28 protein-coding genes are annotated in these 23,048 nt (G+C 38.2%); 7 read left to right on the forward strand and 21 right to left on the reverse strand.

Translation table 11 applies throughout. The features are described from left to right. Window positions 1-13: 13 nt before the first annotated feature. The 4 genes from AKK44_RS05520 to AKK44_RS05535 form a co-directional block, all read right to left on the reverse strand. Window positions 14-1,330 (reverse strand): hypothetical protein, encoded by a 1,317-nt coding sequence (locus AKK44_RS05520; RefSeq protein ID WP_152911066.1) that lies wholly within the window; start codon window positions 1,328-1,330, stop codon window positions 14-16. 388 nt (window positions 1,331-1,718) lie between these two features. Further along, window positions 1,719-2,549, reverse strand: a complete 831-nt coding sequence (locus tag AKK44_RS05525; protein WP_037594418.1) for a metal ABC transporter permease — start codon at window positions 2,547-2,549, stop codon at window positions 1,719-1,721. Then, window positions 2,550-3,275, reverse strand: coding sequence for a metal ABC transporter ATP-binding protein (locus AKK44_RS05530; RefSeq protein ID WP_054278862.1), 726 nt, complete (start codon window positions 3,273-3,275; stop codon window positions 2,550-2,552). Window positions 3,276-3,341: 66 nt separating this feature from the next. Continuing rightward, on the reverse strand, window positions 3,342-4,274 hold the full coding sequence (locus AKK44_RS05535) for a metal ABC transporter substrate-binding protein (protein WP_054278863.1): 933 nt from the start codon (window positions 4,272-4,274) through the stop codon (window positions 3,342-3,344). Window positions 4,275-4,417: 143 nt separating this feature from the next. Between AKK44_RS05535 and AKK44_RS05540 the strand changes: the two genes are divergently transcribed. After that, complete coding sequence (locus AKK44_RS05540) at window positions 4,418-5,083, forward strand: metal-dependent transcriptional regulator (RefSeq protein ID WP_054278864.1); 666 nt, start codon at window positions 4,418-4,420, stop codon at window positions 5,081-5,083. 15 nt (window positions 5,084-5,098) lie between these two features. On the opposite strand, the gene AKK44_RS05545 is transcribed toward AKK44_RS05540, so the two are convergent. The 11 genes from AKK44_RS05545 to AKK44_RS09245 form a co-directional block, all read right to left on the reverse strand. Next, the gene (locus AKK44_RS05545; RefSeq protein WP_054278865.1) at window positions 5,099-5,791 is read right to left on the reverse strand and encodes a 5'-methylthioadenosine/adenosylhomocysteine nucleosidase; all 693 of its coding nucleotides are present in this window, start codon (window positions 5,789-5,791) and stop codon (window positions 5,099-5,101) included. Between the two features lie 19 nt (window positions 5,792-5,810). Beyond that, window positions 5,811-6,062 (reverse strand): cell wall synthase accessory phosphoprotein MacP, encoded by a 252-nt coding sequence (macP, locus tag AKK44_RS05550; protein ID WP_037596636.1) that lies wholly within the window; start codon window positions 6,060-6,062, stop codon window positions 5,811-5,813. After that, window positions 6,062-6,616, reverse strand: coding sequence for an NUDIX domain-containing protein (locus AKK44_RS05555; protein WP_054278866.1), 555 nt, complete (start codon window positions 6,614-6,616; stop codon window positions 6,062-6,064). Before AKK44_RS05555 ends, macP begins: the two co-directional genes overlap by 1 nt. A gap of 33 nt (window positions 6,617-6,649) precedes the next feature. Then, window positions 6,650-8,032, reverse strand: a complete 1,383-nt coding sequence (glmU, locus tag AKK44_RS05560) for a bifunctional UDP-N-acetylglucosamine diphosphorylase/glucosamine-1-phosphate N-acetyltransferase GlmU (RefSeq protein ID WP_054278867.1) — start codon at window positions 8,030-8,032, stop codon at window positions 6,650-6,652. Between the two features lie 137 nt (window positions 8,033-8,169). After that, window positions 8,170-9,135 carry a Gfo/Idh/MocA family protein gene (locus AKK44_RS05565; protein ID WP_054278868.1) on the reverse strand — a complete coding sequence of 322 codons (966 nt, stop codon included), beginning with the start codon at window positions 9,133-9,135 and terminating at the stop codon, window positions 8,170-8,172. A 10-nt stretch (window positions 9,136-9,145) separates the two neighbouring features. After that, on the reverse strand, window positions 9,146-9,586 hold the full coding sequence (locus tag AKK44_RS05570) for an ASCH domain-containing protein (RefSeq protein WP_054278869.1): 441 nt from the start codon (window positions 9,584-9,586) through the stop codon (window positions 9,146-9,148). 120 nt (window positions 9,587-9,706) lie between these two features. Beyond that, window positions 9,707-10,405, reverse strand: a complete 699-nt coding sequence (locus tag AKK44_RS05575) for a 3-oxoacyl-ACP reductase (RefSeq protein WP_054278870.1) — start codon at window positions 10,403-10,405, stop codon at window positions 9,707-9,709. Beyond that, complete coding sequence (locus AKK44_RS05580) at window positions 10,398-10,634, reverse strand: DUF2829 domain-containing protein (protein WP_037596656.1); 237 nt, start codon at window positions 10,632-10,634, stop codon at window positions 10,398-10,400. The genes AKK44_RS05575 and AKK44_RS05580 overlap by 8 nt, the downstream gene beginning before the upstream one ends. A 607-nt stretch (window positions 10,635-11,241) precedes the next feature. After that, entirely contained in the window at window positions 11,242-11,400 is a 159-nt protein-coding gene (locus AKK44_RS09105; RefSeq protein ID WP_169750800.1) for a hypothetical protein, read from the reverse strand. Between the two features lie 328 nt (window positions 11,401-11,728). After that, window positions 11,729-11,938 carry a TM2 domain-containing protein gene (locus tag AKK44_RS05585; RefSeq protein ID WP_054278871.1) on the reverse strand — a complete coding sequence of 70 codons (210 nt, stop codon included), beginning with the start codon at window positions 11,936-11,938 and terminating at the stop codon, window positions 11,729-11,731. Window positions 11,939-12,192: 254 nt separating this feature from the next. Continuing rightward, on the reverse strand, window positions 12,193-12,351 hold the full coding sequence (locus AKK44_RS09245; RefSeq protein ID WP_330218227.1) for a helix-turn-helix domain-containing protein: 159 nt from the start codon (window positions 12,349-12,351) through the stop codon (window positions 12,193-12,195). A 144-nt stretch (window positions 12,352-12,495) separates the two neighbouring features. Here AKK44_RS09245 and AKK44_RS05590 point away from each other — a divergent pair, with 144 nt between their 5' ends. The 6 genes from AKK44_RS05590 to AKK44_RS05615 all read left to right on the forward strand — a co-directional run bounded on the left by AKK44_RS05590 (window position 12,496) and on the right by AKK44_RS05615 (window position 17,059). Continuing rightward, window positions 12,496-12,669, forward strand: a complete 174-nt coding sequence (locus AKK44_RS05590) for a helix-turn-helix domain-containing protein (RefSeq protein WP_054278872.1) — start codon at window positions 12,496-12,498, stop codon at window positions 12,667-12,669. 585 nt (window positions 12,670-13,254) lie between these two features. Beyond that, window positions 13,255-14,295: an Abi family protein gene (locus AKK44_RS05595; RefSeq protein WP_054278873.1), complete on the forward strand. Its 1,041-nt coding sequence runs from the start codon at window positions 13,255-13,257 to the stop codon at window positions 14,293-14,295. A gap of 493 nt (window positions 14,296-14,788) precedes the next feature. Further along, on the forward strand, window positions 14,789-15,097 hold the full coding sequence (locus AKK44_RS05600) for a PadR family transcriptional regulator (protein WP_037596659.1): 309 nt from the start codon (window positions 14,789-14,791) through the stop codon (window positions 15,095-15,097). Window positions 15,098-15,115: 18 nt separating this feature from the next. Continuing rightward, window positions 15,116-15,757, forward strand: a complete 642-nt coding sequence (locus AKK44_RS05605) for an ABC transporter ATP-binding protein (RefSeq protein WP_054278874.1) — start codon at window positions 15,116-15,118, stop codon at window positions 15,755-15,757. Continuing rightward, on the forward strand, window positions 15,758-16,561 hold the full coding sequence (locus AKK44_RS05610) for an ABC transporter permease (protein WP_054278875.1): 804 nt from the start codon (window positions 15,758-15,760) through the stop codon (window positions 16,559-16,561). A gap of 171 nt (window positions 16,562-16,732) precedes the next feature. After that, window positions 16,733-17,059 carry a hypothetical protein gene (locus AKK44_RS05615; protein ID WP_152911067.1) on the forward strand — a complete coding sequence of 109 codons (327 nt, stop codon included), beginning with the start codon at window positions 16,733-16,735 and terminating at the stop codon, window positions 17,057-17,059. A 77-nt stretch (window positions 17,060-17,136) separates the two neighbouring features. Here the strand turns inward: AKK44_RS05615 and AKK44_RS05620 are convergent, their stop codons facing one another. From AKK44_RS05620 to nrdF, 6 genes are all read right to left on the reverse strand, one after another. Beyond that, entirely contained in the window at window positions 17,137-17,952 is an 816-nt protein-coding gene (locus AKK44_RS05620; RefSeq protein ID WP_054278877.1) for a DUF1129 domain-containing protein, read from the reverse strand. Continuing rightward, entirely contained in the window at window positions 17,930-18,280 is a 351-nt protein-coding gene (locus AKK44_RS05625; RefSeq protein WP_037594996.1) for a PadR family transcriptional regulator, read from the reverse strand. Before AKK44_RS05625 ends, AKK44_RS05620 begins: the two co-directional genes overlap by 23 nt. 113 nt (window positions 18,281-18,393) lie before the next feature. Beyond that, on the reverse strand, window positions 18,394-19,023 hold the full coding sequence (locus tag AKK44_RS09350; RefSeq protein ID WP_054278878.1) for a L,D-transpeptidase: 630 nt from the start codon (window positions 19,021-19,023) through the stop codon (window positions 18,394-18,396). 149 nt (window positions 19,024-19,172) lie between these two features. Continuing rightward, entirely contained in the window at window positions 19,173-21,347 is a 2,175-nt protein-coding gene (gene nrdE / locus AKK44_RS05635; protein WP_054278879.1) for a class 1b ribonucleoside-diphosphate reductase subunit alpha, read from the reverse strand. 15 nt (window positions 21,348-21,362) lie between these two features. Beyond that, the gene (gene nrdI / locus AKK44_RS05640; RefSeq protein ID WP_054278880.1) at window positions 21,363-21,794 is read right to left on the reverse strand and encodes a class Ib ribonucleoside-diphosphate reductase assembly flavoprotein NrdI; all 432 of its coding nucleotides are present in this window, start codon (window positions 21,792-21,794) and stop codon (window positions 21,363-21,365) included. 3 nt (window positions 21,795-21,797) lie between these two features. Next, on the reverse strand, window positions 21,798-22,811 hold the full coding sequence (gene nrdF, locus AKK44_RS05645; RefSeq protein WP_161802568.1) for a class 1b ribonucleoside-diphosphate reductase subunit beta: 1,014 nt from the start codon (window positions 22,809-22,811) through the stop codon (window positions 21,798-21,800). Window positions 22,812-23,048: the final 237 nt, after the last annotated feature.

A 23,048-nucleotide genomic window follows, 5' to 3' on the forward strand; every position in this document is an offset into this window, starting at 1 on the left:
CTTGCTGTTTTTATTATTTCGTTTGTGAAGCCACATCGTAAGACAAGATTCCCTCAATGCTACGTGTGATTGTTTCTAAGTTAGTTAAAGCATCTTTCAGAGACTGTCTAAATTGCCCAGGAGTTGCCAAAAAGTTATCCAATTCTGCGCGCAAGGAAACTCCTCTGTTATAGAATTCTTCTCCTTTTTTACGATTTTCATCATTGATACCATCAGTATAGCGAAATTTATTATAAGCATTATTAAAATATTCGACTGCAAACTGTGCTTTTACAATGTTTTCATCGTTATCTTCATAGGATGAGTGTGCAGTCGCTAAGGATGCTCTATGTGCACTTGTTCTTGGGGTCAGTACATTTCCATAACTCGAATTTGTCCCTTCTAAATTTCCTCTTCTAGAAGTATTTATTTGCTCGTCGTATTCTCTATCGGTTACTTTTACAGGGTCAAATAGAGTCAAACCAGGCTCCATATCAAAATGCTCACCTTTTTGTTTCTTACTAATATAGGCTAAATCTGTTATGGTGTTTTCTAGTATTCGAATGGTTGGGAGAGTTTCAGCTAAGATGATTTTAGTCTTGTCACCATTGCTTTTATTCATAATGATAAAGTATTCATTTTGAAGATCTTCGTCATAGCGAGTTAAATCATCTTCAATGGTATTAATATGCTGTGACAATTCATGTAATCTCTCAAAATAATCTCTTCGATAAATGGTTAGCATTTTTTGTAATGTTGTTATCTCTCTAGACTTTATCAAATAATTATAATAAAACTCATCGTTATAACCATTGTCTAGCCTCGTTTTGAAGTTGATATAATCATTATTCTTTGGTAGGTGGGTAGGAATGGAAATGAGTTTGGGATTATTGATCTGTATCCTAACCGTTTCAGAAGCGAATTTTTGCAAAGCTTGGTTCAAATTGTCAATTATTGTCTCATACTGCCGCTGAGATAAATTAGCGATTCTATTATTTACCCCATTATGATCATCCGTATATAGTGCTTTTACGGGCACTCTTTTCAAATAATTTTTATGAGATGATAAAACTTGAACTAATTCTTCTAAACACTGTTTATATTCTACTTCATCATACTCACTTTTGTTAATCAGATAACTTCCTAAATTAAATAAGTCGATGATGGCATCACGTTTTCTTTCGTAGTAATAGCCAACGCTATATCCATAGTCTAAGTTGTCAAGCTCTTCTGTCAGCTTTTTTGTAGCTTCTGTATAACTACGTGTTATCGCCCCTACAGGTTTAGTTGTTGCAATAAAAAAACTAATTGCTCCTAAAACAAGTGCCAACATCATTATTTTTCGTTTCATTTTCCTTTTTTCTTTTCAATACTATGTCTACTAGAGACACAGAATCTCATTTTAATCTCTAAAAATAATCTTGTCAATGAGGATTTATTAACTTTTCTTTATGACGATAGGACGTTTTTTCTTATTCATGAGAAAAAATCGATTAAAAATAATATCTTTGAAACAAATGTTCGTTTTTTGTTTATTTTTAACATCTTTTTTATCTTTTATAGTGATATTTACGAATAATTCTTGTGCTAATAATCACTAATGTCAATTTTTTAGTATGATTTATAGAATTTGACTTGATTTTCTTAGTTCTTTGTGATTTTTAGAGTTAATTTAAAAAAGAAAAAAACACCTTCTAGGAAGAGTCTTTTGGATAGACTTCCTAAAAGGTGATTAGTGGTTAGCGTTTTTTAAAGTACCCTTGTTTGGGTGAAATGAAAAAGCTCACCAGGAAAATAATTGCCGAAGTCAATACGATGCTTGAACCTGCTGCAATGTTAAAGGTATACCCCAAATAAAGCCCCAAGACAGATGTTAAAGCGCCTAGACAAGACGAAATAATCAACATGACTTTTAAGCTATTCGCATAGAGATATGCTGTTGCTGCTGGGGTAATAAGCATGGCCACAATCAAAATGGTACCAACACTTTGCATAGCTGTCACAGCAACTAAGGTCAGTAAAATCATGAGCAAATAATGATAGAAATTAACATTCATACCCATCGATTTTGCCAAAATAGGGTCAAAAGAGGTGATTAATAATTCTTTAAAGAATAGAACAATCAATCCTAAAACAACAATGGATACAATGATGGTAATCCATTTATCACTATCTTGTACTGCCAGGATATTCCCAAACAAAATGTGGAAAAGGTCTGTTGAACTATTCGCCACACCAATAAGAATAACTCCCAAGGCTAAAAAGGAGCTAAAGGTGATCCCGATAGCCGTGTCGCCCTTTATCACCGAATTTTCCTTAATATAGGTGATAATCACAGATGCTAACAATCCAAACACAACTGCCCCGATAAAAAAGTTAATGCCTAAAATAAAGGATAAGGCAACACCAGGCAAGACAGCATGTGAGATTGCATCTCCCATCAGGGACATGGATCTCAAAATAATGAAACAGCCTACTGCTCCTGATACAATACCAATCACAATTGCCGTGATGAGAGCGTTTTGTAAAAAATGATAGGATACTAAGGCTTCAAAAAACTTTAAAAACATTTAGGGTGTCTCCTTTGCTAAGATAAGGTTGTTTCCATAGGCTTTGGCTAGGGTATCTGGAGTAAAGACGTGATCAACAGCTCCATAAGCCACAAGCTCTTTATTTAAAATGAGGAGATTATCAAAATAGTGTTCTACCTTACTTAGATCGTGGTGAACGATTAAAATGGTTTTTCCCGCTTTTTTCAACTCTTTTAGCAAATCTACAATGATTTTTTCACTCACCGAATCAATCCCAACAAAAGGCTCATCCAAAAAAATGTAGTCTGATTCTTGAATCAAACATCTAGCCACTAGCATGCGTTGAAACTGACCGCCTGACAGTGATTTGATTGGTCTATCGCCAAAACCTGACAAACCAACTTGATCCAACAAGCTCTCAACGTGGTCAAACTCTTTTTTGCCAACACGACGAAAGAGGCCTAACTTGGTATAAGTCCCTAATGAAATACACTCTTTGACAGTAATTGGAAAATTGTAATCAATCATACTACGCTGCTCAACATAAGCTACGGTATGCCCTAGATTACGGCCATCTTTTTGACCGACTGTAACACTTCCCTTGTAATCAACCAAGTTCAAAATAGCCTTCATTAGAGTTGATTTTCCTGCTCCATTTGGTCCAATGATTCCGACAATTGCAGGGCCTTGGATTTGTAAGGAAATATCCTCTAAAGCCTTTTTATCACCATCATAACTAACGGAAAGGTTTTTGGTTGTAATCATGTTTCCCTCCTTATGTACAAACAAAACAAAGCACAACACTAGAAGTCGCTGTGCTTTGATCTTATTTTATTTTGCTAGACCTTCAGAAATCTTATCAAGGTTCCATTTCATCATGGCATAGTAGCTATCGCCATCTTTACCTTTTTTAGCTACAGAATCGGTAAAGATTTCAGCATAGATTGGAATACCGCTATCTTTGGATACAGATTTCATTGGACGACGATCAACACTTGATTCAACAAAAAGTGCTGATGGTTTCGTAACCTTGAGTTTTTCAATTAGTGAAGTAATCTGGTCTGGTGTTCCTTCCTCTTCAGTGTTGATTTCCCAAATATACGCTGATGGGACACCATATGTTTTTGAGAAGTACTTGAAACATCCTTCGCTGGTTACGATCAATTTTTTGTTGTCTGCAATAGCATCAAATTTTGATTTCGCTTCCTTGTCAAGCTTTTCTAATTTAGCAACGTAAGCGTCTAGATTTTTTTCGTAGGTCTCTTTGTTTTTAGGATCTTTAGCCATCAATTGCTTAGCAATATTTTTTGAATAAATAATCCCGTTTTCAAGATTTAACCAAGCATGTGGGTCTTCTTTTCCTTTTTCACTAGCGCCCTCTAAGTAAATAACATCGATTCCGTCACTAACTGCAAAGTAATCTTTGTTTTTTTTCTTTTTGGCGTTTTTGACCAGTTTTGTAAACCAAGCTTGTCCACCGTCTTCAAGGTTGATACCATTATAGAAAATCAAATCAGCAGTTGTTGTTTTTTCAACATCCTCTGGAAGTGGTTCATACTCATGTGGGTCTTGTCCAATTGGCACAATGCTGTGCAGGTTAATCTTATCACCTGCAATATTTTTGGTCATGTCAGCAATAATAGAATTGGTGACCACAACATTTAGCTTGTCATCTTTAGCGTCTTTGTTTCCTGAGTTGGAACAAGCGACCAAAATAAATAATGACAGAAAAGCACCTAATACTAGGCTAAATTTCTTTTTCATTGACTATCTCCTTACGATAGGGTTTATTTAATTAAGTATAGTTAATTATACTATTAGGATATCTTACATTTGGTTTTTTGTCAAGATTTTTCAGTAGTATTCTGATATAATAATGATTATAAATAAGAGAAAGGCCTGCAGATATGACGCCTAATAAAGAAGATTACTTAAAATGTATTTATGAAATCGGAGAACAAAAGGTTAAAATTTCAAATAAAATGGTTGCAGAAAAGATGCAAGTCTCTGCTCCTGCTGTTTCTGAAATGATCAAAAAAATGATTGTTCAAGGATGGATTATCAAGGATAAGACCTATGGATACTATCTAACAGAAAAAGGAAAAGACCTCGTCGCTAACTTATACCGCAAACACCGTCTCATCGAGGTGTTTTTGATCGATCAATTGGGCTATGACGCTCACGAAGTTCATCCCGAGGCAGAAGTGTTAGAACACACCGTTTCGGATACCTTTATTAATCGGTTGGATCAGACACTTGGTTTTCCACTTTTTTGTCCGCATGGCGGAACCATTCCAAGACAAGGGCAGCCCTTGGTTGAAATTAATAACACAACACTTTACGACATCACACAAACAGGAAATTTCAAGCTCAGCAGAGTTCACGACTACTTTGAACTGGTGCAATATCTAGAAATGCATCAATTGACCGTTAACACAGACTTTAGTCTGGACCAAATTGATGACTTTGCAAAGACCTACACCATTACCTACGAGGGCAAAGAGTTAATTATTCCTGAAAATATCGCCAAACAACTCTACGTTACTGAAGTGAAAAAGACATCGGAAAATTAAAAATCCGATGTCTTTTTAAATGAGCACCTCTAAAAAAGCAATGAGGGTTTTTGCTGAACGTTTGCCTGCTTGAATGATGAATTGATCAAAGGTAATGTTGGCGTCATGAGCTGCTGTATCACTGATTGCTCTGATAACAACAAAAGGTTTACCTGCCGCGTGAGCAGCTTGTGCTATGGCTGCGCCTTCCATCTCTACGGCTAAAACGTCTGGAAATGCCTGGGTAATAGCTGTTATCTTTTCCTGTCCGGCGATAAAGCTATCACCTGTCGCAATTAATCCAACTCGACTTGTGGTTTCTTCTTGGGTCAGGACAGTTCTGAACGTGTCGATAAATCGAGGGTCACTGTCAAAGTACAATGGTTGCGCAGCCATTTGCCCATACTCATAGCCAAAAGCGGTCACATCCACGTCATGGTAAACCAATCGGTCTGCGACAACGACATCTCCAATATCTAATCCTGTTGCAACTGCTCCAGCAGAGCCTGTATTAATGATGGCATCTACCTGGAAATGGTCTACTAAAATAGCAACCGTCATGGCTGACATCACTTTTCCAATCCCAGATTGCACCAAGACCAACTCGTGCCTACCCAGTCGACCAGTGTGGTAGGTTGCTGATAAGACGTCGTGGTCTTGTCGGTCCAAAAGAGCCTCTAAAAGAAGCTGTAATTCTTCTTGCATGGCTGCAATAATTCCAATTTTCATGTGTTATCCTTGTATTCTGTTATAAGTAAAAAACGGCATAGGCCAATAAACCAATCAACATTACAACAAGTATCAAGACAAGGTTTAATGTTGATTGAAATTGGCTGCGTTTTGCATTTTCAATACGACGACTCTTGTAAATGCGCTCAGACTCTCCGTGGTCCTCAAAGGTCATGATTTTGGTATCAAGGTCCGCATAATCATCACTTTCAAACACTTCTCCTCGCTTTGCTTTTTCAATGACGTCGTCTGTTAATAATGGTTTTCCCATCAGGCGTCACCTCCAAAATGCAAGGCATAATATTGTAGGGCAATAATTGTTTTAGCATCCACAATCTGCCCAGTAGCGACTAAATTCATGCACTCTTGGTAGCTTAAAGTAAGGACCTCAATCACTTCATCGTCATCTTGTGGTCTTGGATTTTCTACTTTTTTAAGGTCATCTGCCAAGTACAGTTTGATTTTTTCGTTGCAAAAACCAATCGCCGTATAAAATTCGTGAATCAAGGTTAAATCACCAGAATAAGCAGTTTCTTCTTCGAGCTCACGCGCAGCCGCTTCTAATTCAGAGCCTGCTTCGCCAATTTCTAGCTTTCCTGCAGGAATCTCATAGGAAACTGCCTCGATTGCCTTTCGGTATTGTTTAACAATGATAATGTCACGGTCAGGAGTAACAGCCAGTATGGAAACAGCACCTCTATGAAACACCAACTCTCGCTTTGCTTGTCCAAGGCCATTGGGCAGTTCAACATCATCGACAGCCACTTTAAAAATATGCCCTTCAAAAATGTTTTGTCTCTTTAGTGTTTTTTCTTCAAAATCCATTTTGGACCTCCTTTTAGACCATTGAGTCGTGTCTTAGTGTGATTTGCTTGGATGATGAGGTAATCTTTTGGCATAGCCTTCCTTGGTTACTTGGCGGCTACGGCCGATACCAATCCCATCGACTGGAACTGATTTTGAGATTGTTGAGCCCGCTGCTGTTAGGGCTCCGTCACCAATCTCTATCGGAGCAATCAACGTCGAGTTGCTACCAATAAACGCATGATCTCCTATGACGGTTTGGTATTTTTGGCGACCGTCGTAATTAACGGTTATGGTCCCAGCCCCTATATTGACTTCAGAGCCGACTTGGGCATTTCCGACATAGGTCAAATGCCCTGCTTTGCTATTTTTACCTAGACTTGACCCTTTAATTTCCACAAAATTACCGATGTGAACATTTTGGGCTAGGCTTGAACCTGGTCGAATGTGTGCATAAGGGCCTACAGTGACTCCTTCGGCGAGTTTTGATGCTTCAATCATGGAATGGGTAATAACGGATGACGCCCCAATTTCAGAGTCCACGATGTAAGTTCCATTGGTTAAAATCGTTCCTGCCCCAATCGTGGTTTTGCCTTTTAGCGTCACATTTGCCTCAATCATAACATCAGGAGCGATAACAACGTCGCTATCTATATAGGCTGTCTGTGGGCTTTGGAAAGTGACCCCGTTAATCATGTGCTGTTTGGTGATGCGTTGGCGCATCACTTCTTCAGCTGTGGCTAGAGCGACACGATCATTGACCCCTAAGCTTTCGTTGAAGTCTCTCAAGGTATAGGCGCCAACTTTTTCTTTTTGCTCCCTAAAAATGGCAATCACATCTGTCAAGTAGTATTCCCCCTGAGCATTGTCTGTGTTAATGTTTTTGAGAGCTTCAAACAGGCGTTTATTGTCAAAAACATAAGTACCTGTGTTGATTTCTTTGACTTGCTGTTCAAAATCGTTAGCGTCTTTTTGCTCGACGATTTTAGTGACTTCGCCATCAGCGTTACGGATAATGCGCCCATAACCAAATGGGTCTTGAGCTGCTGCGGTCAGAATGGTGGCAACATTTTTATGGTTAATATGAAAATCTACCAGATTTTTTAAGCTCTCACCAGTGATGAGCGGGGTGTCCCCAGCAATCACCAAGGTGTGTCCATCTAAGCTTGCCAACTCCTCTTCTGCCATCATAACGGCATGACCTGTTCCGAGTTGCTCTGTTTGAAGAACAAAAGCTGACTGATCAGCTAGTACCTCACGTACAAGCTCCGCCTTGTGCCCAATGACAGTAACTTTTTTTTCTGGTTTGAGGGCAGAAACACTCCTAAAAACATGCTCCAACATGGTCAATCCAGAAACGCTGTGGAGTACTTTTGGGAGGTCGGACTTCATGCGAGTTCCTTTTCCTGCTGCTAAGATAATTGCATAATTTGTCATATGATTTTCCTTCAGATTGATATAAATACCAGACTATTATAGCATAAATCGTCTATTTTTGCAGAAAGCCTCTCATGGAGCCACTCCTGTGTCACAATCAAAAAAGCGTCTGAGCAATGCTAGACGCTTTTTAGTCCTTATGTTACTGAGTTAAGAGCTGTTTCTAAAACAATCATGACCTTTCTACTATGTTGCAATGCTTGGCTTGCTCTTGTGGTATCGTGACTGGCAATCATATCTCTAAAGGCAATAAATTCCTCGTACATGCGGTGAGGATGTCTATTTTGGTCAATCATTTGTGGAGGCCGTCCATGAAGTATTAGACTTAGCTGGGGCAAACTGTTTGTAGCTCCAAGTACTGCCATAGAGCCTTTATTGCCCTGTATCGTTGAGGTTATGTCAGCACTGCTGTCTTTAGCAGCTATGCAGGTAGCTTTAAACCTGCCATAGTCCATCACCAAAACACCAGACGTATCAATGCCTTTTTCCACGTTAGCTAGATACTGAACAGTCATGGGTTTGCCAAATAAACCTATAACAAGGTGGATATTATAGATGTTTAAATCACGCAGGGCTCCTCCACCTTTTTTAGGATCAAATACAGGGGCAATATCTCCACGCTTGAAAGCATCGTAACGTGATGAATATTGTGAATAGTTACAAGAAACAATCTTAACATCTCCTAATTGGTCCAAGTGTTCCTTCATAAACTGCATATTGTTCAAATATTGATTGGTGATGGCTTCCAGTAAAATGAGATTTCTTTCTTTGGCCAAAGCAATCAACTCATCCAATTCAGCTACTGTCATGGTAAAAGGCTTTTCACAAATCACGTGCTTTCCTGCTAGTAGCGCTGCTTTTGCGCCGTCGAAATGCAGGTGATTCGGCGTTGCGATGTAAACCGTATCCACCGAATCCATCGCTAGTACAGCATCAAGCTCACAACTGGCTTGTTCAATGCCGTAGTCACTTGCCAACGTTTTTGCCGTTTTGATACTGCGAGGCGTTGACACGATAGCCTTTAGCACAATGCCATCAATTTCATTTAACACGGGCAACAATTCTTTAACTATCATGCCCGTACCAATTATTGCTAGTTTCATGTTGACCTCCTTAGTTAGGATAAACCTTTTTAAATTCTTCTAAAACAATCTGACTCGTTTCAGAAAAAACGAGCCCCGCCTCTTCAAAATAAGGGTGAAAAAAATCGTAGTGGACTTTTTGCCAGTATGCCAAACTCTTATCCCCTTCGCCTTCTTTGTAGGCATGCTCTGCTGAAACTTCCTGAAAAGGCACAACCGAAACTTTGGTGATCTGAACGATGCAAACTGCCTGACCTTTACCATCTAAAATAACATCATAAGTTCCCACTCGAGGAAGGGGGGCTTGATCTAAGGCGTATAAGTCATAGGCGGAAGAGGTCGCTGTTTTTGTGCCTTCCAAGACCAACTGCGCTAACAAATCTGGTTGAGCCCCAAAGGCCCAAGCATCAATCTCACTGCCGATATGAGGATTAATCTTTTTATAGGCTTGCCATAATTCTTCTGCTGTCATTTTTTTTCCTTTGAATGGCGATTAATAACTCTGATGCAGTGCTAATTACTTCTGCTTTTTGCACTTTCTCTATGATTAATAACACAAACAATGCGCTCTAACCAAACGGTAGCTTTTAGATTATTTCAAACTCCAGCCACCATCAAGTTTGGTTATTTCACCTTGCATGGCACTTGCTTTTCCTGAAGCTAAATAAAGGGTAAAGTCAGCAATTTCGTCTGCTTCTAACCAACGGCCAATAGGGGTCTCTTTGGCTACCCAGTCAGCTAGCCCACCTGGTTCAAAATCAGCTGCGGTCATCTTGGTTCTAACCGCTCCTGGAGCAATTCCAAAAACTTGGATGCCTGCTTTGGCGTAATCCAGAGCCAGCTGACGGGTAAAGCCCGCAAGGGCGTGCTTACTAGCTGTGTAGGCTGCACCACCTCCACCTGCCATAAAGCTGGCAATAGAACACATGTTGATAATGATACCAGAACCTGCTGCGACCATATGGTTGAGATAATGGCGAGTCAAACGAACCGTTGCAAACACATTTACCTCAAACAAGGCCTCAAAATCATCTTCTGTGATATCTAACAAGGGCTTGTAACCATCGAGAATCCCTGCGGTATTACACAAGATATCCACACTAGGCACAAACTCATAAAGTGAATCAAGGCTTTGGGTAATGTCTAATTGTATAAAATGAAAGTCCCCAAGCAGGTCTGGTTCCTCTGACTTATCAACCCCATAAACCGTAAAGCCATTTTCTAAAAACAGGCGTGCTTGAGCTAGACCAATGCCTGAGGACACCCCTGTTACGAGCACGCGCTTAGTCATGAACTTCTATCCAATCAGTGGCTAGAACGTCACAAGGGGTGGGAGACCACATGGAAAAGCCCTCGCCATCTCCTGAAACATTGATAAGAAAATAAGGAGTCACTTGGAGAGAAACTCCCCCCTGCTCAATGCTGTCAAAGAGCTGAACATAATTTTCTGCCCCTCCCCAGCCAGTACGAACGTATTTCTTTTTGGCTTTTAAGCCTGGTAAAATCTCTTCAAATGTCATGATTGTCTCCTTTATCGTCTTTAATTGTTGATATAATGGGCTTTTTAGATAGCCTATCAGTTCTTATAAATAAATTTGTGGACTTTTCTAGACATAATTTCTCCTTTGGGATTTCTTTTAGTGTAGGACACTTTATAAGACTGTCTAGTTTAGTGTAACCTATCCAAATGTCTGCGGCTTAACTGTAAGTTGATAACTCTTTAGCCATAGTTCCGCCAACTCTTGATAATTCCGAATCTGAGCTTCTTTACGTATAGTAGAGCCATTAGAGCCGTTTTTCTTTTTGTATTTTATTATTTTCACAATGATAAACCTTTCCGTCAGCAGGCAAGCTATTATTAAAAGGGTTTGAGATTAGGTTATATCATGACATAATAGTATCAATTAATCGCTCGAAACATTGCAAAAGAAAAATGCGATATAATATTAGGCTTTTAAGACCTTGTGAGGTCTTTTTTGTTTTTTAAACATGCTAGGAGCTACAAGAACACCCCTAATTTAGTTTGTGTTGGGTAAATTGGTAAATTCTATGGATGGTATCTAATGTGGTTTAGAAGGCTTGAAAAGGCCAACCTGTAAGGAATGACAGGCTTTAACAGTTGTTTTTTTATTTTTCGTTTTTGCTAAATAAAACAAAAATTCCAAGTACTAAAATCAATTTGATAATCCCTCTTAGGTACTCACCCGATAGTAACATATCAATACCTGTTATTAAAATAAGAATACTAAAAAGTATTAAAAATATTTGCTTTGCTTTTTTATTCAAAGAAGCCCTCCTTTACTCAATAATATTAACCACGCACAGATAACAACTTTTTAATGAACCAAGAGCGAAGCAAGAGGAAACACACACTTTGGAAAAAACTGACTTTTAAAAAGTCATGGTAATCGTTTAAAAGTTCACTATTTTTCAATAAATAGTTAAATAGTCGGACTTTATCAAGTTCGTTTTTCTTTGCTGATTTATTATATGGTCATAACGAACATAGGAAAATACTTAGGTTTTACAAATATAAACGTTGGTTATCTGAATTGCTAGATTTTCATATGTGTTACTTACGAATAAGAAGGTTACAAAAGGTAACGTTTTTACTCTATATATAGAAATTGCCATCTTTGTCGGATGGTTTTAGAATTGCTAAAATCCCTTCAATAACTCCGATGAATCCAGGGATAAATGTCCAGCAGAAAACAAGGTATAGGATTCCTGTTCCTGTTTTACCAGCGTAAAATTTATGTAAGCCAAATTCACCTAAAAATAGAGCTAATAGAACATAAATGACTTTATTTACTTTTCTTGGCATAAGCATCTCCTTTTATTTAATGTTTTATAAAGATACAATATTGCATAACGAACAGATAAGAATATTGTGGTTTGGGGACATAATGCGATAAGACGCTTATACTATTCTCAATAAACTGAATTGAAGCAAGAATTTCCCTTTTTAGTTGTTTAATTTCTTATTGGTTTGTTAGGAAGTGCAGATTTGTTCTAACTTTTACCGTTGATAAATCTTCCAATTCATTTGAACTACCATGGATAAATAAATCTAAATCATCACGATACCTCAACAAATACGCCAAAGAAGTCCGCTAAAGCTTGGGCCTTATCCGGCTTGATTTGACTTTCTCCGTTTTCCCAACGTGATACAGTTTTTTCAGATATATCAAAAATAGCAGCTATTTCAGCTTGAGATAGTTTTTTTCTTTTCTTAATTCTTTCAGTCTATTCGCAATCTGTACTACCTTTCAAAAAGAATTATATCACGAAAATCTCGAAAACAAACAAAAATGTCTTATAAATCTCAGCCACCTTTCACTCTATTCATGGTTAGGATTATTTTAAAAAGGAAGATAACAAATGCTTATCACAGTTGAACATGCTAAGAAGGTATGTGGCTTGGACTTAACCAAGGGAGAGACCGCTAAGCGTATCAATGTAACACCAAACACGTTGAAAAAGATTGAAGCTGATGATTATGACGCACCAAAGGCAATCTTTGAACGCGTAATGAATTTTTTACTAGACAGTTAGCAAGTCAGGCAAGCTATGACAGTGGGTGACAAAATCAAAACTATCCACTTTAACTTAGGTGAGACTACAAAAGAATTCGGAGAACGATTTGGCACGTGTAAAGGTAGAGTGCTACAAAAAAGGGTGCAGTTTATAAAATAAACAAATACAAAAAAGACCAAGCAGAAAACTTGATCTTGTTAGTTATAGAATAAGTTTATTTACGATTTTATCTGTGAGTACTAAATGTAAAAAAAGTAAAGGTGTTTAAAATTCCACTGATTATTTCAGCGTTTAACTCTTCCGAACCTCTACCACCTGGCGGTGCAATATTGAGAACTTTTTAAAAAAAATTTTTAAAAAAGTTATACACAATACATACTATATATTGTGCTGTTTTTATCACCATAACAATATATAGTGTGCTGTTATTTTCAATAAATACAATATATTGTTTTTACTGTTTATTTTCTCACAACTAACACAATATGTAGTGGCTTTACAAAAAAAATAAATAGCGATATAATACACGTACAAGAACTCGATAAGCTCCCTGTGATAAAAAGCAAAGTTTACGAGGCTTTTTTTTTGAAAAGGAACAAATCTATGGATGGAATGGTACAACAAGAAGATTCAAAAGTTAAATATTTTCTTTTGGAAGCAGATCAAACAAAGTCAATGAAGAGTTTCTCAGAATTTGATGATTTAAAGAAAAAATTATCAACTCCAAATACTGTAACTAAAGCTAAAGTTATTATTAATGATTCAGAAATGGAATTTGCGAAACAATTTTTATTCCAGACTAACTACTACTCTTTTTCAATATATAAAAAATGTTTACCTAATAGAGATGAGAAAGAATTTTCTTTCAATGATTGTGTACAATTATATAATTTCAATAATTTCCTCAGAGAGAATTTAATGAAATTTACCGGGAAAATCGAATTACTTATAAAATCATCAATTGTTCATTCATTATGTAGTTATTATAGTGGAAAATTACAAAAAGGTGAGTGCTATTTAGATACAACAATCTATGTAAACTCCGATGAATGTTCTAATATTTTAAAACGAATTGGACGGAGTCTATATTCAAATCAATCTAAATCTTTACCAATTAAGCATCATATAAAAAAGAAAAATCATAAATTTCCTCTATGGGTGATAATACCAGAACTCACATTTGGAGAAACTACAAAATTTATAGAAAAACTAGACAAAGAGTATTATAATAATTGGATTAATGAACTTTTCCTAAAAAATGATTACTTCAATAATCCTGCTATGAAAGATCATATTATTAGTTCTTCTATGAGTTGGATTTCAGCAACTTGGTACATAAGAAATGTCTGCGCTCATTACGGGCGACTTTATGGTTGCAATTTTAATGTTGGGGTACCAACTTTTTATACACCAGAATATAGAAAACTAAAATCTAAAGGGAAAAAGAAAAGTCATAACAAGGATTTATTTGCTTATATGTTAGCTATAAAATATTTATTGATATGCCATAGTAAGTTAGTTCAAAACGAATGGAACAATTTTATTTTGGAAATTCAATCTAAATTCGATTCCGACATAATTGAAAAGAAAAAAATTGGTTTCCCTGATAATTGGGAAGATTTTTTAACAATCGAAATAAAATAAGGGCACCTCAAAAATGTTCATCTTTTAGATGCTTACAAGAGTGCCAATCGTGTAAAAGTATTATTATAAAGAAATATTGAATTGACACGCGCGTGGACTTTTATATAATAGTATCAGCGATAGCGAGAACATTCAAAAAACGTAGCTGATCACTACGTTAGTTCTTGCCTGCTGAACTCATTAAAAATTTGTTCACCTTATCCTACTTCTTTAGACTATCAAACATTAAGTTGATAGTCTTTTTTAGTGCCAAAATTTATGAGCCCACTAGTTATTCATGGATTTTCACCATGGAAAATCGCTTGTTTTAAACTATCTCAAAACAAATTCAGACCAAGCGACGATGCCTCTATTTTGTCAAACAGTCTCTGATTTTTAATTCAAAGTCAGTTGTTAAGTGTCAGTTGAATCCAAATACGTTTCATGATACACTGATATATAAAATCGATATCGGTTTTCGATATCAGTAGATTATACATAAGGAGTGTTCGAAATGCAAGAAAAAATTTTAAGGAAGCTATACTTGGGATTTATCCAAATTCATATTTTATACCATGCCAAGCAAGAACCGTTTTATGGCGCCTGGATGATAGAAGAACTTGGTGAACATGGGTATGATATTGGACCTGGGACACTCTACCCACTACTCCACAGTATGGAATCTAGCAAACTCTTAGACAGCACAGAAAAAACGGTGGAAGGAAGGGTGAGAAAATACTATGCCATCACAACAATTGGAATTGACGTTTTAGCCAAGGCAAAAAAACAGGCTTATGAACTGTTCAAAGAAATCGAAGACTAACCACAGGAGGTCACTGAGATGTTTTTACTTAAAAAGGTAACCTACAAAGACATTCTTAATATTAGCGAACTCAGGCTTAAACAAGGAGAAATCACATCTATCATTGGAGAAAGTGGCAGCGGAAAAACGACTCTTTTGCGCCTTTTAAACAAGCTGATTAGCTGTGATAGTGGCTCAATATGCTATAAGGATAGGAATTTAAGAGATATTGATGCTATTGAATTGAGAAGAAAAGTGGTCATGCTTCCACAGACACCGGTGATTTTCCCTGAAAGCATCAAAGATAATCTACTTATCGGTCTAAAATTTGCAGAAAAAGAAACCGTTAGCGATGACAGGCTAAAAGACATCTTAAACATGGTGCATTTAAATAAGGAACTCTCTAGTCAAAGTGATACCTTATCTGGTGGTGAAAAACAAAGGCTCTCATTAGCAAGAGTAATCCTTCTAGATCCTGATGTTTTTTTACTGGATGAACCTTCCTCAGCTTTAGATGAAGAAACTGAAGATAGCATCATCAAACAATTAGCTCAATACACAAAAACAAGCAACAAAACATTAATTATGGTTATTCATTCAAAAAAAACAGCACAGACGTATTCAGATAATATCATTGAAATAAATCAAGGAAACATCAGAACAGTCCAGGAGGTAAAATAGATGAATGAAATAATTGATTTACAGATATGGCAATTGATTTCAGCCTACGTATTTGTGATCATGCTAGTGATTATTGTCAAATTAAAAGGGATCCCTAGGGAAAGAGAAATTCTTATTGCTTCTGTTAGAATGACCTTGCAACTTATTTTGGCGGGATATCTACTAGTTTATGTCTTTAATTTGTCATCTCCCTGGTATACCATTCTCATCTTAGTTGCAATGGAACTGTTTGCCATTTACACGATTATCAAAAGAAATCAGACAACACTTTCCATTAAACTCAAGCAGATTATTGCCTTATCAATGGTCGTAGGCACCGTATCTTGCTTGTTCTATTTCTTGCTGATTGTCATAAACATTTCTCCCTGGTACAGTCCTCGTTACGCTATTCCCATTGCAGGAATGCTGATTGGAAATTCAATGACTGGAATATCTTTAGGCGTTAGTCGTTTAACCGATGGCATGCATACAAAGAAAGACTTAGTCGAAGGGGCATTAATGCTTGGAGCAACCCCAAAAATGGCAACACGTCAAATCGTAGCCGATACTTTTGATTCTGCTATCCTCCCAACCATCAACTCAATGGTCGGAATGGGTATTGTTTTTCTTCCTGGAATGATGAGTGGTCAAATCCTATCAGGAGTGTCTCCACTCACAGCTATTGCCTATCAAATTTCCATTATGCTGGGAATATTGGGAAGTGTCTCTTTGACCGTAATCCTATTCGTACAATTAGGATACAAAACTTTTTTTAACAAAGATTCCCAGTTGATTATAGAACAGGATACTAGGAATAAGCCTTAAAGCTATTTGAGGGCGTGGCGCAGAAAGACTGCATGATGATGGTGACCTCTGTTATCTAAATAATTTTTATTTAATTTTATTAAAAAACCGTTGACTAAATTATTTTTTTATTATAAAATAAAATCAGATGAGTACCCATCCCCTATGTTAATTTAAACGGAGGAAATTCCTATGAAACTATGTTTTAAGAAGTGTTTGTTTTCTACAATGGCAGCATTTGCGCTTGTAGAACCATGTGTAACCATTTCAGCTCAGGATAGTAACAATGAACAGATTGAATTTGAAGAAAACTTTCTCTCTAACTACAAACAAGGACAGCATAAAAAACTGCTAGCTTTTCTACAAGAAAAAGGAATCGGCCTTGAGCACGCCTACTTTTACTTGCATGCAGTAGCTGACAAGGATTTTGATGCACTTTTAGAAGAGTTTCAAACCAAAACAACTGAGCAAATTAAAGCAAGAATGACAGCAGATTTAATTAACATATACTCTAACTAAGTATCTTTTTAACATAAAATACCCCGCTTAGCATTTGGTCTAGGCGGGGTGTTGATTTTCTGATAGACATTAGCGTTTTAATCCTTATGAAAGAGCCATAGCGACCATCCATAAAAACCTAGTACCCCTAAAACCATCATACTCATCGGCAACCAAACAATCCACTGTTCACCAGAAATGAGACCTGACTGAGAGGCTTTTCGGATACAGGCAACCACAAAAAACATCAGTAACGGTAGGCTAAAAGGCCTAAAGTAACGATGTTGCCATTTGCTCACTATTAATATCACTAAAATGGTAAACACGGATAGCAAATCCCAAGGTGATGGAACGGTAAACTCCAAAAAGGATAATCCTGGTAGTTTCGAACGAGATAAATACACAAGAATAATATTAATCAATAAATAGATGACCCCTAAGCCCCACTTGAGTTTAGACTCTTGATATCTGTAGCGCTTCAAGAGTCTAAAAATAAGGATAATAGCAATAAAATTGAACCCTGTTAATAGCAAAAATTTGAGGGCATTCATCGTCAAAACACCTGTCTCTGAAAATGTCAGCAATAATTGGCAACCATAGGCACATAGCCCAATTAAACCGACTAATCTCAGCAAGTCTCTTATTGAAATAAAGGGGCTGTTCGCCACAATGTCACGTGCCATTTCTTGAGGGTGACGACCGAAAAAGTCTTGGGCTGTTTGCCCGTCAGCCTGAGCAGCCCGTAAGTCAACAGCCATATCATATAACTGTCGGCGAATACTTTTTTCATCACGCAATAGCGCTGCTAGTAACATATCTTCTTGAATGCGCTCAAAGTAAGTTTGATTTTCAGGAGTTAACTCTTTCAAAATGGTTTCAGTTAACTGCATGTCATGTTTTGTTTGAGTTGTCATTGTCAAATCCTTTCATTTTTTCTACTACGGCAACTGTTTCAAGAAGGTCATGCCACTGCTGCCAAAAATGATCAAGTGCCTCTTTGCCTTCTGATGTTACAAAAAAATAACGCCGATCTGGTCCATCTGAAGATGGTCTTTTTTGAGCATAGATCAGGTGGTTTTTCTCAAGTTTTTGTAATAAAGGGTAAACCGTTCCACCGACAATGTCTGTAAAGCCGGCCTGCCTCAAGCGCTGTATTAATTCATAACCATAAATAGCTTCTTTGGCAATCATCTGTAAGACACAGCCTTCCAAGACACCCTTTAGTAACTGGCTTTGTTTCATACTTCTCCTCTCAACTAGTTTGTTATACATACTACTAGTGTAACAAGTTTTAACTAGTATGTAAAGCAAACTAGCCGGCATTAATATAAGGATTAAGACAAAAGTCTTAATCCTTATTCAATAGTCACTGAAATGCCTTCTGGTATTGTTTCATAAAACCATTTAGCGTCTTGTCTACTCATCCGAACGCAACCGTGCGATGCTTTTTTGCCAAGGAGCGCTGCTTCTTCTGGGATTTCATTTCCTTGTTGGTCAGTCGGTAGGCTATGGAAAAGGTAGATGCCATGTCCTTTAAAAGAAACCCAATAATAAGCTCCCTCACCTGAGGCGTTATTAAAGAAAAAATCTCCTCGCTCAGGTTCAATCACAAACTGCCCCAACGGGGTTGGACTTTCTGGTGCGCCCGTTGAAACCGTGGTTTGAAATAGAAGTTTGTCTCCAGAAAGAATGGTCATTTTCTGCTGCTTCGTTGATACCTTGATTGCCAAATCATCATACTGAGTTAAATCTGGATAATCGGTGTTTTGTTTGGGCAGTTTAGGGTCAGGCTCAGACTTAGTTTGTTGGTTTTTATTAGCCTTTTGACTAGCCGGCTTATGGGTGACTGTCTGGCTGGTTTTCTGCTTAGTTGAAACAGTGGAAGCTGTCGAAGAGGACCATTGTCCCCAGGCTAGGGCAAGGATACCTACCATTGCTAGTAAAGCAATTAGTCCCATCATTGCTTTTGATAATCGTTTTCTCATGATAACTCTCCGTTGTCGTATAATCTGATTAGCTGTGCTTGCGATTTCTGCCTTGTCAGGTAGACAAAACAACAAGCTCTCGTCATAGTTAGTATATCAAAAAAAGAGCCGATTGGCTCTTTAAAAATGATTTTCCCAATCATCACAAGTTAAATCTGACAGGACTGGCAATCGCTGTCCATAGTGCTTGTATCTTGGAAAGGCAATAAGCTGTCTTGATCGTACTGTTCACTGCCTTCTAAGACATCCTGCCTCACACGGACATAGTAGATAGAGGCGCATTTAAGTTTGAATGCCTTGATGTAGGCTCTGTTTAAATCCCTCGTGGTCGCTTGATCCGTCATAAAAAGAGTCAGTGAAATAGCTTGGTCCACGTGTTTTTGTGCCGCAGCTACGATATCAATGACAGGGTCTGGCCCCATTTCATAAGCGCCACGCTGGTAATAAGCATAATTGTCAGCATTAATCTGATAGGCAGGCACATAAACCCTGCCGAGTTTGCCTTCTTTTCGAACTTCAACGGGTGCGACGACAGGTTGTAAACTCGGTGTGCAGGATGACAAATAGCTAATTGAGCCTGTTGGGGCGACTGCCATGAGGTGTGCATTGGCTAGTCCATTTTCTTTGATGTCACTAACTAAACGTTTCCAATCATCAAGGCTCGGCAATTTTAACCCATAACGTTCTAGCAAAGTTGCAATTTTTTCGGTCTTTGGCTTTGCTTCTTCTTGCAAATATTTATCAAAATAACTGCCATCAGCATAGGTGGATTTTTCGAAATCTGCAAAGCTTCCTTTTTCTTTAGCCAATTGGTTGGAAGCTTTAAAGGCATGATAAGCCATGGTGTGGAAAAAGAGATCTGTAAATTCAACGGCTTCTTTGGAATCATAAAAAATATGATTGGTGGCTAAAAAACCATGTAAATTCATCGCCCCTAATCCAATAGCATGATTGGCTGCATTTCCTTTTTCAATAGATGGGGCACTTTTTAAATCTGAGGCCCGTGACACATGATCTAGCGCTCTGATACTTGTTGTAATGAGCTGGTCAAAATCTGAAGCCTTTGCCATCGCTTCAGCAATGTTGATAGAGCCCAAGTTGCAACAGATATCCTCACCAATAGTAGAAAAGCTTAAATCCTCCTCAAAACTGCTAGCTGTACTTACTTGAGCAATTTCTGAACATAGATTAGACATGACAATACGTCCTTTTTGAGGGTGCGGGTTTCGAGCATTGACCGTATCATCAAAGAGCAGGTAAGGGTAACCAGACTCAAAGTGAAGCTCAGCGATCAATTGGAAAAATTTGCGAGCACTGATATAGGTCTTTTTAATGTTGGGATTAGCCAGTAAATTCTCATATTCTGCTGTTATAGACAAATCTGACAGGTCCTTACCATAGACGCGTTTGATGTCATAAGGTGAAAAAAGGGCCATGTCTTTATTTTGCCGTGCTAACTCAAAGGTAATATCTGGAATCACCACGCCCAAGGCCAAGGATTTGATTCTCATCTTTTCATCCGCATTTTCTCGCTTGGTATCTAAAAATGTTACTATTTCTGGATGGTGGGCATGCAGATAAACAGCTCCTGCTCCCTGCCTTTGTCCTAGCTGATTGGCGTAGGAAAAGGAGTCTTCTAACAGTTTCATCACGGGAACGATGCCAGTAGCTTGTTGTTCGATTCCTTTGATAGGAGAGCCAATTTCTCTGAGATTGGACAAACACAAGGCAACACCACCTCCTCGTTTTGACAGTTGTAAGCTTGTGGCAATCGCTCGTGAAATGGACTCCATATTATCTTCGACACGCAACAAATAACACGAAATGTATTCGCCACGGCGTTTTTTTCCGGCATTCAAAAATGTCGGAGTCGCTGGCTGAAAGCGGCGATACAGTATAGCATCAATCAAGGCCATCGCCAAGTCAGTATCTCCATCTGCTAAAAACAAAGCATTCATCACAACACGGTCTTCAAAATGCTCTAGGTAATAAGCGTCATCAAAAGTCTTAAGAGCGTACGACTGGTAAAATTTCATCGCTCCCATCAAGTTCATAAAAGAGACGTTTTGCTGGTAGGCGTGGTCAAAAGCTTCCCTGACAAAAGAAGCATCATAAGCGTCAAAGATGGCTTGATCATAATAGTCGTTTTCAATTAAGTAGGCTAGTTTAGCCTCTGTACTTTCAAAAACCAAGGTTTTTGGCAGCACGTGTTCGTCTAAATAACGGGCGACGGCCTCTTTATCACTGTCAAAATGATAAGTGCCATCTGCTTTTTTAAATCGAGTAAGGGCATTTAAGGCCAAATAGGAGTCTTTGGGTAACATGAAGGGTTCCTTTCGTTAGTCAATGGGTGAGGAGTTTTTGTGCTCAACGGATGAAAGACAAGCAATAATTGCCTTGACTTTTTCGACGTCTCGCTCGGTTCCTAGTAATTCAAACTGGTGCAACAGGGGAATCTGCAATTTTTGAGAAATAATTGGTCCAGCAATGGCAAAGGTGTCGCCAAAGTTGGTATTTCCTGAAGAGATGACCCCCTTGCAATGGTTTCGGTTTTCAGGTCGGTTTAAAAAACGAATCACCTGTTTAGGAACGGCGCCTCTTTTATCTGAGCCGCCTGCCGCGTAAGTTGGCACAATTAAGAGGTAATCGTCTGTCACTAAAAGGTCTTTGTTATCAATTGGGATGCGCAGTGCTTTAATGCCTAGCTTCTGAACAAATCGGTGGGTATTGTTGGAAGTGGATGAAAAATAAACAATTCCTAGCTGGGCCATACCTTAAAACTCCCAATCTTCGTCAGTAGTTTCCTCGGTAACCCCCATCACATAAGACGAACCATTACCTGAGAAAAAGTCGTGATTTTCGTCAGCCCGTGCTGATAGTTGGGCAAATACCTCTGGTGAGATGCGGGTTTCTTCCTCAGTAAATGGAGAATCGTACCCTAAATTCTGCAGAAATTTGCCTGCATTATAGATGCTAAAACGAATCGCGTCTTCTGCCAAATCAAACCCTTCGTATAATTCTGTTAAATAAGCTTTTTCCAAATCAATCAGCTGATACAACAAGTCGAACACAAAAGCTTTCATTTCTGCTTGCTTTTCAGGGCTCAAGTCGGCAACTTTTTGTTGGTACTTGTAGCCACTGTAGTAGTTATGAATAACCTTATCCCGCAAAATCAAGCGAATAATATCAGAGGTATTTGGCAGTTTTCCACGCGCTGAAAGGTAAAATGGCAAATAAAAACCACCATAGAGTAGAAAGCCCGGCATCATTGCTGCTGCAACCTTGGACTTGAGTGGGTCATCTCCTGTATAAAAAGGAATCAACACTCGAGCCCGCTCTTGTAAGCTTTCTGTCGAGACAACCCAGTTATGAGCCTCTTCAATTTGTTGGCTGGTGCAGAGTGTTGAAAAGATTGTTCCATAGGAACGAGCGTGAATCCCAACCATAAAGGCAAAATTGGTGTAGATAACTTGCTCATGATCTGTTTGCGAATGCTGAATCTGTGCGACATCCCCAACAGTTGCTTGGACCGTGTCCAGAAGTGTCAATCCTGTGAAGGTCCGAGTGATAAGCTCTTGCCAATCAGCACCAAGCGAGCGCCATGAATTAAGGTCATTAGAAACAGGCACTTTCTCAGGGAGCCAAAAGTTTTGTGTCACACGATTCCAAACTTCAAGATCTTTGTCATCATTCAGTTGGTTCCAGTTAACAGACCGCAGTCTTTTTTGCGTTTGAGACAGGGCGTATTCAATTGGTGATTGAGAACGGTCATAATAGTTTTGCATTATCTGTATCTCCTTAGGACTTTATTTTTCTAACAGGCGCCTGGAAATGGGTTGTTTAGGCAACTCAAAAAAACTTACCTAAACAGGCAATTCCTTAACAATTAGTCATCATTTCTTGATGGCTATGCTACCATAGCATCAACTGTGTTGTAACAAGTACAGGGCTTGTATTTTTCTCCGAAAAAGTTAAGCGTGCTTAACTTTGTGCAAAGCCAATATTACCACAATATATTGTGTTTT

The organism is Streptococcus phocae, from assembly GCF_001302265.1.
Lineage (GTDB): Bacteria > Bacillota > Bacilli > Lactobacillales > Streptococcaceae > Streptococcus > Streptococcus phocae.